This is a genomic window from Paraburkholderia sp. RAU6.4a, assembly GCF_050435625.1.
Classification (GTDB): domain Bacteria; phylum Pseudomonadota; class Gammaproteobacteria; order Burkholderiales; family Burkholderiaceae; genus Paraburkholderia; species Paraburkholderia tuberum.
Window position 1 is genome coordinate 2588220 of the sequence record NZ_JBNDKQ010000003.1, and the last position, 14003, is coordinate 2602222.

General features: G+C 64.0%; 12 protein-coding genes and 1 pseudogene. 5 read left to right on the forward strand and 8 right to left on the reverse strand.

The features are described from left to right. Positions 1–54 precede the first annotated feature (54 nt). Both OKW40_RS36525 and OKW40_RS36530 read right to left on the reverse strand, forming a co-directional pair. A pseudogene (locus OKW40_RS36525) lies at positions 55–423 on the reverse strand (hypothetical protein); the annotation flags it as partial. Between the two features lie 156 nt (positions 424–579). Further along, complete coding sequence (locus OKW40_RS36530; protein WP_184008450.1) at positions 580–1467, reverse strand: DMT family transporter; 888 nt, start codon at positions 1465–1467, stop codon at positions 580–582. Between the two features lie 111 nt (positions 1468–1578). Here OKW40_RS36530 and OKW40_RS36535 point away from each other — a divergent pair, with 111 nt between their 5' ends. Beyond that, positions 1579–3018 carry a PLP-dependent aminotransferase family protein gene (locus tag OKW40_RS36535; RefSeq protein ID WP_429403241.1) on the forward strand — a complete coding sequence of 480 codons (1440 nt, stop codon included), beginning with the start codon at positions 1579–1581 and terminating at the stop codon, positions 3016–3018. Between the two features lie 45 nt (positions 3019–3063). Here the strand turns inward: OKW40_RS36535 and OKW40_RS36540 are convergent, their stop codons facing one another. From OKW40_RS36540 to OKW40_RS36550, 3 genes are all read right to left on the reverse strand, one after another. Continuing rightward, the gene (locus OKW40_RS36540) at positions 3064–4137 is read right to left on the reverse strand and encodes a TAXI family TRAP transporter solute-binding subunit (RefSeq protein ID WP_187629790.1); all 1074 of its coding nucleotides are present in this window, start codon (positions 4135–4137) and stop codon (positions 3064–3066) included. Positions 4138–4393: 256 nt separating this feature from the next. Continuing rightward, entirely contained in the window at positions 4394–5584 is a 1191-nt protein-coding gene (locus OKW40_RS36545; protein WP_429493780.1) for a hypothetical protein, read from the reverse strand. Between the two features lie 431 nt (positions 5585–6015). Next, positions 6016–7539: an MDR family MFS transporter gene (locus OKW40_RS36550; protein ID WP_429493781.1), complete on the reverse strand. Its 1524-nt coding sequence runs from the start codon at positions 7537–7539 to the stop codon at positions 6016–6018. 117 nt (positions 7540–7656) lie between these two features. Between OKW40_RS36550 and OKW40_RS36555 the strand changes: the two genes are divergently transcribed. Further along, positions 7657–8427, forward strand: coding sequence for a TetR/AcrR family transcriptional regulator (locus OKW40_RS36555; RefSeq protein ID WP_429493782.1), 771 nt, complete (start codon positions 7657–7659; stop codon positions 8425–8427). Between the two features lie 47 nt (positions 8428–8474). On the opposite strand, the gene OKW40_RS36560 is transcribed toward OKW40_RS36555, so the two are convergent. Further along, positions 8475–9206 carry a ribonuclease activity regulator RraA gene (locus OKW40_RS36560; RefSeq protein WP_429493783.1) on the reverse strand — a complete coding sequence of 244 codons (732 nt, stop codon included), beginning with the start codon at positions 9204–9206 and terminating at the stop codon, positions 8475–8477. Between the two features lie 515 nt (positions 9207–9721). Here OKW40_RS36560 and OKW40_RS36565 point away from each other — a divergent pair. Further along, a complete protein-coding gene (locus OKW40_RS36565) occupies positions 9722–10246 on the forward strand; it encodes a response regulator (protein ID WP_429493784.1) in 525 nt (174 codons plus the stop codon). Positions 10247–10394: 148 nt separating this feature from the next. On the opposite strand, the gene OKW40_RS36570 is transcribed toward OKW40_RS36565, so the two are convergent. After that, positions 10395–10994, reverse strand: a complete 600-nt coding sequence (locus OKW40_RS36570; RefSeq protein WP_429493785.1) for a Fur family transcriptional regulator — start codon at positions 10992–10994, stop codon at positions 10395–10397. 260 nt (positions 10995–11254) lie between these two features. On the opposite strand from OKW40_RS36570, the gene OKW40_RS36575 reads away from it, so the two are divergent. Together OKW40_RS36575 and OKW40_RS36580 are read left to right on the forward strand one after the other, a co-directional pair. Next, positions 11255–12496 (forward strand): TrkH family potassium uptake protein, encoded by a 1242-nt coding sequence (locus tag OKW40_RS36575; RefSeq protein ID WP_429493786.1) that lies wholly within the window; start codon positions 11255–11257, stop codon positions 12494–12496. Next, on the forward strand, positions 12489–13181 hold the full coding sequence (locus tag OKW40_RS36580; protein ID WP_429493787.1) for a potassium channel family protein: 693 nt from the start codon (positions 12489–12491) through the stop codon (positions 13179–13181). Before OKW40_RS36575 ends, OKW40_RS36580 begins: the two co-directional genes overlap by 8 nt. Before the next feature lie 26 nt (positions 13182–13207). Here the strand turns inward: OKW40_RS36580 and OKW40_RS36585 are convergent, their stop codons facing one another. Then, on the reverse strand, positions 13208–13834 hold the full coding sequence (locus OKW40_RS36585; RefSeq protein WP_429403233.1) for a glutathione S-transferase family protein: 627 nt from the start codon (positions 13832–13834) through the stop codon (positions 13208–13210). Between the last annotated feature and the right edge of the window lie 169 nt (positions 13835–14003).

Genomic DNA, 14003 nt, shown 5'->3' on the forward strand with positions numbered 1-14003 from the left:
GCAGTTTGGCGGAAGTCTTCACTATGCCTGTCGCCGGGGCGGATTTGAAGCGGGTCAAAGATCGAATTGATCGAACTCGCTCTGCAGCTCGCGATTACGCGCCACGCGTTCGTCGATAGCCGGTCCACGCCGTTCGACGACCGCCGAGTTCAGCGAATCGACGTAGGAACCCGACATGCCGTCCGAATAGAACACGCGCGGGCGGATGTATTCGAGATAGCTGTAGAACGCGTTGCTGATGCCACGCGTCGATTGGATGCCGAGGATGTAGACCGCATCGGCGTTCGCCATGCGCTCGGCGACGCGCGCAAAGGCCGGCGAGCGCGCGAGTTCATACACGTGCCGGATCGCGCCGATCTCGAGTTCGAGCGATTGGGCGAGCGCGGCGTCGCGCGGCGAGGAGCCGTCAGCGACGCTCGGTTCATGAAGCTCACCGGTTTGCGCGCAGTCGCTCGGGGCACGACGGAACGCGGCGCGGGGCGCTGGTTGTGCCAATCTGCGAAATGATGACAGATCGATCCACGGTTCGCGCAATTCGATCCTGAAAAAGTCTGTTCGCCGTGCGACGGTCGAGCCGCGTCAGACCGGCCGCCGCACCGGCGCGGCGCGCGAAAAATGCCGTGCGCCAGCCACGCAGGCGACCACGATCACGGTGACGATGATCATCGATGGCGGTACCTGCTCGTGCAGCAGCACGCCGGCGAGCAGCAGCCCGAAAAACGGCTGCAGCAGCTGCAGTTGGCCGACCGCCGCGATGCCGCCGAGCGCGAGCCCGCGATACCAGAACACGAAGCCGATCAGCATGCTGAACAGCGACACGTACGCGAGTCCCCACAGCGCGGCGGCGCCGACACCGTCGAACGACACGGGCCGCGTCCACCATGCGAGCGGCAGCATCAACGGCAACGACAGCACGAGCGCCCACGAAATTACCTGCCAGCCGCCGAGATGACGCGACAACCGCGCGCCTTCCGCGTAGCCCAGCCCGCACACGACGATCGCCGCGAGCATCAGCGCGTCGCCGAGCGGCGAGGCGTCGATGCCGTGACGCAGCGCGAACGCGGCCACCGCCGCGCTGCCGAGCGCCGAGAACAGCCAGAACGCCGGCTGCGGCCGCTCGCCGCCGCGCAACACGCCGAAGATCGCGGTGGCGAGCGGCAGCAGGCCGATGAACACGACCGCATGCGCGGCGCTCACATGACGCAGCGCGAGCGCGGTCAGCAAAGGAAAGCCGACCACGACGCCGAGCGCGACCACGACGAGCGGCAGCAGATCGCGCCGCTCCGGGCGGGTCTCGCGGAACACCAGCAACAGCAGCAGACCAAGGATGCCCGCGATCGTCGCGCGCGCCACGGTCAGAAACACCGGATCGAGGCCCTGCACGGCAAGCCGCGTGGCCGGCAGCGAGCCGCTGAAAATCAGCACGCCCGCGAAACCGCTGAGCCAGCCGTTGGTGGTTTTGTCCATGGCAAACATCCCTGCGCTGAAAGAGTCTCATGGTGCGCGCCGCGGCCGTAAACGTTAAGCTACAGATCAGTACAGTTCGTACAAACTGTACCGAACATGGGAGCAGTACAGATGGCGGAAAACGAGAACAACGAGACGGTGCCGGGCACGCGTGTCGGCCTCGTGATGAACAATCTGCGGGAGCGTATCGCGAGCCGCTCGCTGATGCCGGGCGCCCGCGTGCCGTCGATTCGCGCGATGACCGACACGCTCGGCGTGTCCAAGTCGACCGTGGTGGAAGGCTACGACCGTCTCGTTGCGGAAGGGGTGATCATCGCGCGGCGCGGCTCGGGCTTCTTCGTGTCGGGCCATGCGCCGCCGCTCGCGCTCGCCGATCTCGGGCCGCGGCTCGATCGCGAGGTCGATCCGCTGTGGCTCACGCGGCAGTCGCTGGAGACCGGCTCGAAAGCGCTGAAGCCCGGCTGCGGCTGGATGCCGGCTTCGTGGTTGCCGGAAGATGGCGTGCGGCGCGCGCTGCGCGCGGTTGCCCGTGATCCGCAATCGCTGCTCGCGGATTACGCGAGCCCGGCGGGCTTGCCCGCGCTGCGTCAGCAGCTTGCGTGGCGGCTTTCCGCGCACGGGGTCGATGCGCCGCCCGAGCAGATCCTGCTGACCGACGGCGGCACCCATGCGCTCGATCTCGTGTGCCGCTTCCTGCTCGAACCCGGCGACACGGTGCTGATCGACGATCCTTGCTATTTCAATTTTCAGGCGTTGTTGCGCGCGCATCGCGTGCGGATCGCGAGCGTGCCGTACACGCCGCAGGGACCGGATCTCGCGGCGTTCGAGCGCGTTCTGGTCGAGCAGCGTCCGCGGCTCTACGTGACGAACTCGGCGATCCACAATCCGACCGGCGCGACGCTCGCGCCGGCCGTCGCGCACCGGCTGCTGAAGCTCGCCGGCGAGCACGATCTGCTGATCGTCGAGGACGACATCTTCGCGGACTTCGAAGACGAAGCCGCGCCGCGCCTTGCCGCATTCGACGGCCTCGCGCGCGTCGTGTCGATCGGCAGCTTTTCGAAGACGCTGTCGGCGGCGGTGCGCTGCGGCTATATTGCGGCACGCGCCGAATGGGTCGAGCCGTTGATCGATCTGAAGCTCGCGACATCGTTCGGCAATGGTCAGCTCGCGGCGAGCGTCGTGCATCGGATGCTCGTCGACGGTACCTATCGGCGTCATCTAGAGGCGATGCGCGCGAAGCTGGCCGATGCGATGGGAGAGACCATCAGGCGTCTCGGCTATGCGGGCCTCGATATCTGGACACGGCCGCGCGCGGGCCTGTTCGTGTGGGCGCGCTTGCCCGGGGCGCTCGATGCCGCCGACATCGCCCGTCATGCGCTGACGGCGGGCGTCGTGTTCGCGCCGGGCAACGTGTTCAGCGCGTCGCAAGCGGCGGCGGGCTTTCTGCGTTTCAACGTGTCGCAATGCAATCGCCCGAAGGTGTACGAGGCATTGCAACGGGCGATGCAAGCGTGCACGGTGTCGGCCGGCGCGGGGCGCGAGCGGGTCTGAGACGAACTCAGGCGAAGCAGGCGTTCGCGGTCCCCCGCTACAGCGTTATTTGCACAGCAGAAGCATCCGTTCTTCTTCCGAGCAAGGCGTGTGCGGTTTCGGCGCGGGTTGCGCGGCCGCCGCGCTCATCGCCGCGCTGCGGTTCGCGAGACACGCGCGCAGATGCTTCTCGACCGGACCGTAGTACTTCCACCCACGAACGAGCGTCGGCAATTCGAGCTTCACCTGTTTCCATTTCGGATGGCCATGCTCCTGCAGATTGTCGAAGTTCGCGCACAACGAGTCGGCGAAATGATTCAGATTGCTGACTGTGTCGCGCAAGCCGTAATCGTAGGTGACCAGAAATGCTTTGACGGTCAGACCCGGCACGTCTTCCTTCAACCAGCCTGGGTAGCTGCTTTGGTGGATCGTAGTCGGAAAGTAGGTCTGCTTCGCGCGGTTCGTCTCCGGCGCGTTGGGATCGACGGGCAACAGACGCAACTGTGACAGCAGGTCGGGTTTCATGTCGTTGAACAGCTTTGCCGGCTGCCCGACCACGATGATCGCGACGTCGATCTTCTTCACGATCAGCGCGGCGAGCGCGTCCTCGTTGCTCAGATGCACGACGTTCTGCTCCGGAATCGGCTGGCCGAACATCAGGCGATAGAGCGTCGTCGCCGACTGCGCGGTGCCGCTGCCTAGCAGGCCGACGCTGATGGTCTTATCCTTGATGTCGGCGAGCGTTTTCAGCGGCGAATCCGCCCGTACGACGACGTTAATTTCCTCGTCGTAGAGCGGCATGATTAGTCGCAGCGGCCGGATCGTCGTGCCCGCATCGGGGTTGCCCGAGTTGGCCATGTCGATGAACGCCTGGTACACGTCGGACTGCACGAGCGCGAGCTTCACGCCGGGCTCGAAACGCATGCGCTGCACGTTTTCGGCCGAGCCTTTCGACGCCACCACTTCGAGGTCGATGCCAACCGGCTGGGCCACCCATTTCGACAGGTCATTGCCGATCTGGATATATGTGCCGCGCTCCGGCCCGGTGACGATCTTGTAGTGCGCCGGTTCCGCGCCGGCCAGCGAACATACGACCAGTACCACCAGGCCCAGCCAGCCCGCGAGAAGTCTCTTCAGCATGATCTTTCTACCTATCGGTCAGGTTGATCCCGCTTCACGCGTGGCGCGTGGAAGCACCAGTGATCCGGTTGCCCTGTCATGTTCAAACTGCTGCCAGGGTCGCTCTGTCTGTTTCCGCTCAGAGGACGCACGATAATGTGCGAATCGACACAGACGGCGGCCATTTGATCTGGTATGCGAAGCAATGTTTTTGCGCGACGGCGCAGCAGTTTGCGTCTCCGGGACCAGGTTCGGACCGTCGCGTCGCGCGTGAGCGCTAGTTGCTCCGCGGCGTCGCGGTTCTCACGACGCCGACGTTCGTTGCAGTCACGACCCGTTCGCCGTGCGCTTGCATGCCGACGGGCAGCGGTGCCTGCCCTTGCGCCTGCGCGAGCGGCGCGCCCGGCGCGGCATCCGTCGTCGCCGCATGCGGCGGAGTCAGCGGCGCCCAGCCGGTCTCGCGAATGACGCGCTCGAGGATCACTTTCGCCGCGTCGTTGCCGCTGTCGATCGCGAGCGCCTCGTTCGCGTGCTGGCGCGCGCACGGCCACGACTGCTGCGCGACGCAGGCCTGCGCGGCCTGTAGCGCAGTATCGCGACGCTGGACGAGCGGCCGCATCTGATCGGCCAGACCCTGCGCGTCGCTGTTTCCGGGTTGTAACGTTTGCGCGGCGGCGAGAGCGGCCTGGGCGGCGGACAGATCGTTCGCGCGGAACGCTGTCTTCGCGACCTGCAATGCTTGTCCGGCGTCGTGGAATTGCGGCGCGGGCCGCATGGGCGTCGCGGCCATCGGCGGCGCGGCAGGCGGCGCGGCTGGTGTCGCTGGAATGACAGGAGCCGCGGGCACGACGGGCGCGGGCTTCGCCGCCAGTGCGGTCACGGGCGGTGGCGCAGGCTTGGCCGCGGCCGGCGCGTGCATGGTCTGTGCTTGAGCAATCACCGGGGCGGACACAAGCGGCGCGATCATGCCGGTCGTTGTTCTGGCATCCGGCGTAATCTGCTCCACGCCTTGATCCTCCGATTCGCCGCCGTCGCTGAATAGCGTATAAGCGACATACGTCAGGCCGATTGCGACAACCGCGCCGATCACGTACAGCACGCGCCAGATCGTCTGCGCAGTGTTGGGCGGCGCATACATCGGATCTTCGTAAGGTGGGATAGTGGTGTTGGTCGACACGAGCGCCGTGTGCATGACCGGCTCGGTCTGCAACAGGGGTTCGGACGCCATCGCGGCAGCGGCGATGGCGGGCTCGTCCCGTCTGCCGAGTTCGTCGTCGAAACGGGGCAGGGGCTTGTGCGTGGCGCTCGCACGGCTGCCTGGAATACCGGTGCGGATGTGCGGATCGTCCTGGTCGAACGGATGCGCAGCGCCACAGTAGGGGCAGGCGTCGACTTGTCGGTACAGTGCGCCACCGCAGCGTTTGCAGGGCGTGGGGAAAGTTTGGCCGGTTGCTGTCTGGGTGGACATGCCGTGGACCCACCTTTGGAAAACGATGCCGTAAAGGCATGCTTCGGATCGTGTAGAGGCAGGAGCCTTGTCCGCGGAATCACGATCCACATGCGCCGGAAGTCGTGGAGACGTAGGCAGCGGCTGCGTTTCCACGGGTTCCAATATGTGGCGTTTCACGGGGGACGTCAACGCGGTTGGCCCCTGGATTGTGTGCGCTACCGCTCATTCGGAGGTATGAAGAAATCTTGGCCATACATTCGAAACGAGTGTATGTGTCTGTTGTTTCACGACAAATGGAAGGTACCCGGAAGCATCGCGCTGCATGAAGCGAGCGCGACAAAAAAACAACGAGGCCGACGCGTCGTGCGTGCGGCCTCGTGATCAACCTGCTATCTGGCGCTTGCCGGTACGCGTTTACATCAGCTTCCCGATCAGGCGTCGAAGTACGCTCAGTGCTTGCGCAACGGATGATCCTTCAGCAGCCATGCGAGCACGAAGGCGAGCACCACGACGCATGCGGCCGACAGATACACGGTGTGCAACGCACCCGCGAACGCATGCAGATAGTCGTTGCGCAATGCTTCGGGCAGCTGATGAATCGCTGCGGGACCCAATGCCTGCGGAAGTTCGGTGTCGGGCGGGATCAGCTTTTGGAGGCGTCCGGCGAGGCCGTTCGAGAACACCGCGCCGAAGCCGGCCACGCCGATCGAGCCGCCGATCGAGCGAAACAGCGTGACGCCCGATGTCGCCACACCCATATGCTTGAACTCTACGGTGTTCTGGACCGCGAGGACCAGCACCTGCATCACCATGCCGAGGCCGCAGCCGAGCAGACCCATGTACAGATACATCACATGAATCGGCGTATCGATCTGCAGGCGCGCGAGCAGCAGCATCGCCACGGAGACGAGGAACGTGCCCATGATCGGGAACAGCCGGTACTTGCCGATCTTGCTGATCACGCGGCCCGTCACCATCGACAGGATGAACAGGCCGCCCATCATCGGCAGCATCTGCATGCCGGCTTGCGTCGGCGTGGAGCCCTTCACGACCTGCAGATAGAGCGGAATGAACGTCACGGAGCCGAACAGCGATACGCCGATGATGAAGCTCACGAGGCTGCTGATCAGAAACGTGCGCTGTTTGAACAGTCCGAGCGGCATGATCGGTTCGACCGCGCTGCGTTCTTCGTGAATGAATCCCCAGATCGCTGCGAGGCCCATGCCGAGCGTGAACCACAGTTGCGGCGACGACCACGGCAGGATCGTGCCGCCCTGACTCGTGAACAGGATGATGCAGGTCAGCGCGCCGGCGAGAAACGCGGCACCCATGTAATCGATCGTGTGCTTCACGTGGCGCACGTGCGGCTTGAACACCGCGCCGATCACGATGAGCGACAGGATGCCGAGCGGCAGGTTGATGTAGAAGATCCAGCGCCACGTCAGATGCTCGACCAGAAAGCCGCCGAGCAGCGGACCGATGACGGTGGCAAGACCGAAGATGCCGCCGAATACGCCCTGGTAGCGGCCACGCTCAGCGGGCGGAATCACGTCCGCGATCGCGGCCATCGTCACGACGAGCAGGCCGCCGCCGCCGAGCCCTTGCAGCGCGCGCAGCACGATCAGCTGGCTCATGTTCTGCGCGACGCCACACAGCGCCGAGCCGACGAGAAAGATGACGATCGCCGTCTGCAGCACGATCTTGCGGCCGAACAGGTCGCCGAACTTGCCGTACAGCGGCACGACGATGGTCGAACTGAGCAGGTAGGCGGTCACGACCCACGACAGGTTATTGAGCCCGCCCAGTTCGCCGACGATGGTCGGCAGCGCGGTCGAGACAATCGTCTGGTCCAGGGCGGCGAGCAGCATGACCAGCAGCAGCGCCGGAAACAGCAGCCGGATCGGCGGATGGTCGGCCGCGGGCGCGGGCGCGGGCGCGGGGTTGACTGACAGGGTCGTAGCGGGTTGTTCCATGGCGGCAACGCGTTGAAATTAATTAACTGAGAGATTAATATATGTGACATCGCCTCTCACGTCAAATTCAATGCAATGACAAGGATCTCGCCTGACGACGCCGCGGCGCACAATGCCGTGGCAGATACGGGGCCGCCCGCGCGAATTGCCGCGAAAGAGCGCGACGCGTCGAAGCCCAAACTCACGGCAGCGCCAACGGATATTCATGCCGCGAATATCGGCAGCAGCGCGCCGGCTGGATCGGCCGCCCGCCGCCCCGGCCGGCCGTCGGGCGCCGCGCGCGGTCCCGCGCAGCGTGCGCGCTTGCTCGACGCCGCGCTGACGCTGTTCGCGAGGCAGGGCATCGTCGAGACATCGCTGGGTGAGATCGCCCGCGAGGCCGGCGTCACGCCCGCGATGGTGCACTACTACTTCAAGACGCGCGATCAACTGCTCGATGTGCTGATCGACGAGTGTTTCGTACCGTTGCGCGCGAGCCTCGGGCTGCCGTTTCAGGAGAATCCCGACGATCCGGTCGCGGCAATCACGCAACTCACGGAGCGGCTCGTGCAGATCGCGAGCGACAACCCGTGGTTCGCGTCGCTGTGGGTGCGCGAAGTGATCAGCGACGGCGGGCTGCTGCGCCAGCGCATGCATGAGCGCTTTGGTTTCGCGCATCAGAAGGCGTCGCTGCTGGCGATCGCGCGCTGGCAGAAGGAGGGGCGCCTGAATGCATCGCTCGAACCCGCGCTCGTGTTCGTCACGCTGCTCGGCATGACGATTCTGCCGCTTGCCACCTCGATACTGTGGCGCAACGATCCGTTGCGCCACAGTATCGGCGGTGCGGAGATTGCGCGGCACGCGGTGGCGTTGCTGTTGCAGGGTATCGGGCCCGGCAAGGGCGATTGAACTGGCGCCCGTGTGGCGCACCGGTCGCCGCGTCGTTTGAAAGGGCCCTAGATTTTGCGATTTTTCTTCCACTCGTCGAACGCCGCCTTCGTCTCGTCGTTCGGCGGATAGGTGCCGGGCAGCGCGGCGCCGGCGCGAATCCTTTCGGTGAGAAACGCCTCGAGCTGTTCTTGTCCGGCGGCGGCTTGCGCGACGTCGCTGGCCATCTTCAGCGGAATTACCACAACTCCATCCACATCGCCGACGATCACGTCGCCCGGAAACACCGCGACTCCACCACAGCCGATCGGCACGTTGATATCGACCGCGTGATGGCGGATCAGATTGGGCGGCGCGCTCGCGCCGGCGCAAAACACCGGCATGTCGAGCGCGGCGATCGTCGCGCTGTCGCGCACCGGGCCGTCGGACACCATCCCGGCAACACCGCGCACCTGCAAACGAAGCGACAGAATCGAACCGAACGACGCGCTGCCGCGCTCGCCGCGGCAATCCTGCACGAGCACGTGGCCCGGCGCAATGGTCTCGACGCATTTGCGTTGCGCGTACTCAGGGTCCGCGAATAGCTCCAGTACGTCGATGTCTTCGCGCGATGGGATGTTGCGCAGCGTGAACGCCGGCCCGACCAGATTCGCGCTGCGCCGCGGACCGAGCGGCGCGACGCCCTGCATGAAGGTGTTGCGCAGACCGCGCTTGAATAGCTGCGTGGTCAGCGTGGCGGTGCTGACGTGACGAAGGATGTCGAGCGTCGCGGCGGAAAGCGCGGGCGATGTGGCGGACATGGTGTCGGTTGACCTCGGGTTGAGATGAGGGGGCATCGGTAGGTGCGCGTGCGCGCCCACGATGATAGCGCCGCGACACCACCGGTTAGCAGGCCAGCGCCATTCATCGCGCGACATCGGCAACCGCGACCGAGCCCTTCTTTACGTGACGCGAACCGCTGCAACGAGGCATGCGACGTGCTTGCAGTGTCGTCGGATGCGAGCGACGCAAAACGAACGGCAGCGCCGCGTTGTGCAAACAATACGAAGGGCAGAATCGATACCGGGCGGGGAAGGCCGTACGAACGGGGTTCGTACGAACCGCGCCGGAACATCGGGTGCCGGTGATCGGCGAGCCGCGGAAAAACTGCGGACACTGAGCAGCTAAATCGCGGTGCGCGTCGAGCGCCGTTTTTTCATCGACGTGCAATTTTGGCGCGTTACCGTGCGCAAGCGTTGTACTCGGGAAGATGTTGCGCAATGTTTTACAAGCGCGGACCAGTCTGCAACTCGGCGTGCGAAATCGGGTCGGAATCATGGACAGCAACACCCTGGCCGCGCGAATCGGCGGCAATCAGCAAAGTGAAATACAAAGTGAAACCTCCGCCCCCTCGGACGGCCTAACCGGTTTTTCAGAGCAACAACATACGATGAACGCAGCAATGAGGCTCGATCAGGCCACGATCGTGCTGGTGGAGGACGACCCGGACAGCCGGGAATCGTTGACCTTGTTACTCGAGGCGGAAGGCGCGAAGGTTTGCGCGGTCGCCGATGCGGAAGAGGGCGTCGTGGCGGCGATGCGGCTGCTTCCCGACGCGGTCGTCTGCGACCTCGACTTGCCGGCCATGGATGGCTTCTATCTGATCCAGCGGCTGCGCGACCACGAGATTTGCGGCGGTCATGCCCCTTCGGTGGCGGTGGCCCTCACCGGCCATACCGACGACGCATACCGCCTGCGCAGCATCGGCGAAGGCTTCCAGCATTTCATGACCAAACCTGCGTTACCCGAAGCGCTCGTGACGCTGCTGCACGAGGCGATCGACGCCCGCGCGGCGGGTTGATCGACGCTTCGCAGCGGCTCTCGTGGGAGCTGGTTCTAGACAGGGCAGGCCGGCGCGCGGCGGGGAGATGTCGTTTCTCGAAGCAGCGCACGGCCATCGACGCTTTGCAGCGCGTCACACAGCGTTGCGCACCCAATGTGGCGCGCCGCTATTTCGCCGCGGCCACCTGCGCGGCCGCGCTGGCCGCTTTGGCCGCCTGACAGGCCGCACACAATCCCTTCAATTCGATTTCGTCGCTCGCGAGCCGATAGCCCGCGTCCTCGATCTGCGCGACGAGGGCCTGACGCAGCTTCGGTTGATGCAATTCGGTGACGCTGCCACATTGCTGGCATACGACGAGAATGCCGTGCTGGCATTGCGTCAGATCATGGCAGACAGTGAACGCATTGATCGATTCGATCCGATGCACGAGCCCCACCGACAGTAAAAAATCCAACGCGCGATAGACGGTCGGCGGCGCGGAGCCTGCGTGGATCTGGCGCATTTCGTCGAGCAGCGAATAGGCCTTGGTCGCGCGTCCCGAGTTCAGCAGCAGTTCGAGCACCTTGCGCCGGATCGGCGTGAGTTTTTCGCCGCGTTCGCGGCAATATTCCTCGGCGAGTGCGAGAGCCGCTTCCTGCGACGGGCCATGTGCGTGCGACGACTCGTGCACGTCGTGATGCGCTCGATGATCGTGTGCATCGGCGGCGGGGGCGGCAGGTGTGGGAGCGACCGGACGGCCGGTCGCGGCGGGCTTGGCGGTTTTCATGCGTCGATTATAGAGGCAGGGGGATGCAAGTGCCGCGCCGGTCGAAGCGTCGAGAGAATCGGGATTGCCCAGATTTGGCTTACAACTGACAACAAACGAAAAATAGGGTCTTTACTGGCAAAAAATGCCTATTCTTTGTCAGTCAGTCGCTGAATATGTTTGATGGGATCTCGATGAGACAACTGCTTCACCCATCGCGGGCAGTAGCCTTAGCCTTTCTCTTTGCGATTGCCGCAGGGACGCTCCTTTTGAGGTTGCCCTTGTCGCAGGCCAAAGGTGAGGCAGTGCCGTGGCTGAGCGCTTTTTTTACCGCTACCTCCGCGGTCTGCGTGACCGGACTCGTCGTTGTCGATACGGGCACCTACTGGTCAAGCTTTGGACAGTGGGTCATCCTCGGCCTGTTTCAGATTGGCGGTTTCGGCATGATGACCGCAGCCACCTTGCTGGGACTCATGGTCAACCGGTCCTTGCCGCTGCGAGCGAAGCTGATCACCCAGGTCGAGACGCACACGCTCCGTCTCGGGGACATCGGCAGCGTGGCGCGCCTCGTGCTCGTCGTGACGCTCGTCACTGAACTGACCACGGCACTCTGGCTGACGGTCAGGCTTCATCTCGGGTACAACATCCAATGGGGCGAGGCCGCATGGAGTGGATGGTTCCATGCGGTCTCCGCGTTCAACAACGCGGGCTTTTCAATTCACCCGGACAGTCTGATGCGCTATGCCGCCGACGCGTCGATGCTGGTACCGGTGATGGTCGCGATTGTCGTCGGCGGAATCGGGTTTCCGGTTCTGTACGATCTGCGGGAAAAACTTCGGGGTGCCCGTCGGCTTTCATTGCACACCAGGCTCACTTTAGTGGTCACGGGGGTGCTGCTGCTCGGCGGATTTCTTGCGTTGCTGCTGTTCGAATGGACCAATCCGAAAACCCTGGGTCCGATGCCGTTCGGAGAGAAGCTCCTATCGGCAGCGTTCGCCTCGGTATCCGCGCGCACGGCGGGTTTCAACTCGCTCGACATCGGCGCAATGCGTCATGAAAGCTGGGCCCTGCATTTCTTCCTGATGTTCGTTGGCGGGGGCAGCGCGGGAACGGCAGGGGGTGTCAAGATCGGCACCATCGCCATTCTGGCCTTGCTGGTGATCGCAGAGATCCGCGGGCGTGGCGATATCGAAGCGTTTGGGCGCCGTGTCAGCGCGTCGGCGCAGCGGCAAGCGATTACCGTGGTGGCGCTGGGTGCCGTGATGATCACGGTTGGCACAGTGATCATTTTGCACATCACCGATTTCCCCACCGATCAGGTCATCTTCGAAGTTATTTCGGCGTTCAGTACGGTCGGTCTGTCAACGGGTATCACCGGTGATTTGCCTGCGCCGGCACAGCTCGTGATCATCGCGCTGATGTACGTCGGCCGGGTTGGAACCATTACCTTTGCGACGTCGTTAATGCTGGTCGAGCGGCGTGCGCAATATAGCTACCCCGAGGAGCATCCAATTGTTGGCTGACCTGTTCAAGATTTCGCTCTCTTTTTCGAAAGGCGACAGTGTGGTCGTCATCGGTTTGGGGCGGTTCGGCTGTGCCGTGGCCCAGTCGCTGCTTCGGCTTGGCCATGACGTGATGGGAATCGACCGGGACGAGCAGCAGGTGCAGTTATGGGCGGACCGGTTGACGCATGCCGTCCAGGCCGATTCGACCAACGTGAATACCCTGCGTCAATTGGGCGTTGCCGATTTCCCTCATGCGATCGTGGGCATTGGAAGCGACCTTTCGGCGAGCCTGATGACCCTGATGGCCCTAACGGAACTTCAGATCAAGGACATCTGGCTGAAGGCGGTGACCGCGGAACACGGCCAGATTGCCCAGCGCATCGGCGCGCATCACGTGGTTTATCCGGAAGCGGAAATGGGTGAACGGATCGCTCACCTGATCGCAGGCCGAATCGTGGACTACATTGAATTCGGCGAAGGATTTGCCGTCGCCGCGATTCATGCCCCGGCGCCGACACACAACCGTCCGCTCGCAGATTGCGGCGTTCTGGAGGCGTTCGGTGTGATGGTCATGGCCGTCAGGCGCGCTGGCGAAGAGTTCCAGCACGCGGGGCCTGACACGGTTGTTGTGCCGGGGGATCTGCTGATCGTGTCGGGCCCCGCGAGCAAGGTCGAAGAGTTTGCGGGTCGCGCGAATACCTGAACCGTTTCCGCCGACCCGCGCCATGCTCAGGTCAACGGGAAATCCACATACTTCTTGAACCCGGAACGCGTCGTGAGACGCGAATACCAGCGCTCCAGATTCGGCAGCGGCGGCCGCTGCAAACCGTCGAGGCCGAACCAGCGCTTCGCGTACGCGCCGATCACGATATCGGCGAGCGTAAACTTGTCGCCTTCGAGAAAGAAGCGGCCCTGCAGATGCGTGTCGAGCAGGCGCCACAGGACGGTGACCGCCTTCGCGTCGGCGGCGAGTTTGGCGGCGTCGCGCTCGGCCTCGGGCGTGCGCACGAGGGTCCAGAACACGGGACGTTCCACAGGCTGCAGCGTCGACAGCGACCAGTCCAGCCAGCGGTCGATGCTCGCGCGCAGTTTCGGGCCGGCCGGATACAGCAGGCTCGATTCGCCGTATTGCATCGCCAGATAGCGCAGGATCGAGTTGGATTCCCACAGCACGAAGTCGTCGTCGACCAGCGTCGGGATCTTGCCGGTCGGGTTCATCGCGAGATAGTCGGGTTCGTTGTTGCGGCCGAATTGCAGGCCCGCGTCGATGCGATCGAACGGCAGCACGAGTTCGTCGCAGCACCACAAGACCTTCTGGACGTTGACCGAATTGGCGCGTCCCCAGATCGTAATCATCCGGTAAATCCTTTTCTCTTACGGTTGGCAAGCCGCGCGGCGTGCGCGGCGTTCAGCCTGTAACGATACACGATGCGCGCGCCTTTGCGCGACGGGCCGCCCGGCCGACATTGCGTTGCGTACAATGACCGCACTCCGGATTGCCCGCTGAAAACACGCATCCCAACTC

Coding starts and splice junctions, on each gene's coding strand:
- OKW40_RS36535 (WP_429403241.1), top strand. CDS start 1,579: ATGGCGGAAAACGAGAACAACGAGACGGTGCCGGGCACGCGTGTCGGC.
- OKW40_RS36570 (WP_429493785.1), bottom strand. CDS start 10,994: ATGAAAACCGCCAAGCCCGCCGCGACCGGCCGTCCGGTCGCTCCCACA.
- OKW40_RS36540 (WP_187629790.1), bottom strand. CDS start 4,137: ATGCTGAAGAGACTTCTCGCGGGCTGGCTGGGCCTGGTGGTACTGGTC.
- OKW40_RS36545 (WP_429493780.1), bottom strand. CDS start 5,584: ATGTCCACCCAGACAGCAACCGGCCAAACTTTCCCCACGCCCTGCAAA.
- OKW40_RS36585 (WP_429403233.1), bottom strand. CDS start 13,834: ATGATTACGATCTGGGGACGCGCCAATTCGGTCAACGTCCAGAAGGTC.
- OKW40_RS36560 (WP_429493783.1), bottom strand. CDS start 9,206: ATGTCCGCCACATCGCCCGCGCTTTCCGCCGCGACGCTCGACATCCTT.
- OKW40_RS36530 (WP_184008450.1), bottom strand. CDS start 1,467: ATGGACAAAACCACCAACGGCTGGCTCAGCGGTTTCGCGGGCGTGCTG.
- OKW40_RS36565 (WP_429493784.1), top strand. CDS start 9,722: ATGGACAGCAACACCCTGGCCGCGCGAATCGGCGGCAATCAGCAAAGT.
- OKW40_RS36550 (WP_429493781.1), bottom strand. CDS start 7,539: ATGGAACAACCCGCTACGACCCTGTCAGTCAACCCCGCGCCCGCGCCC.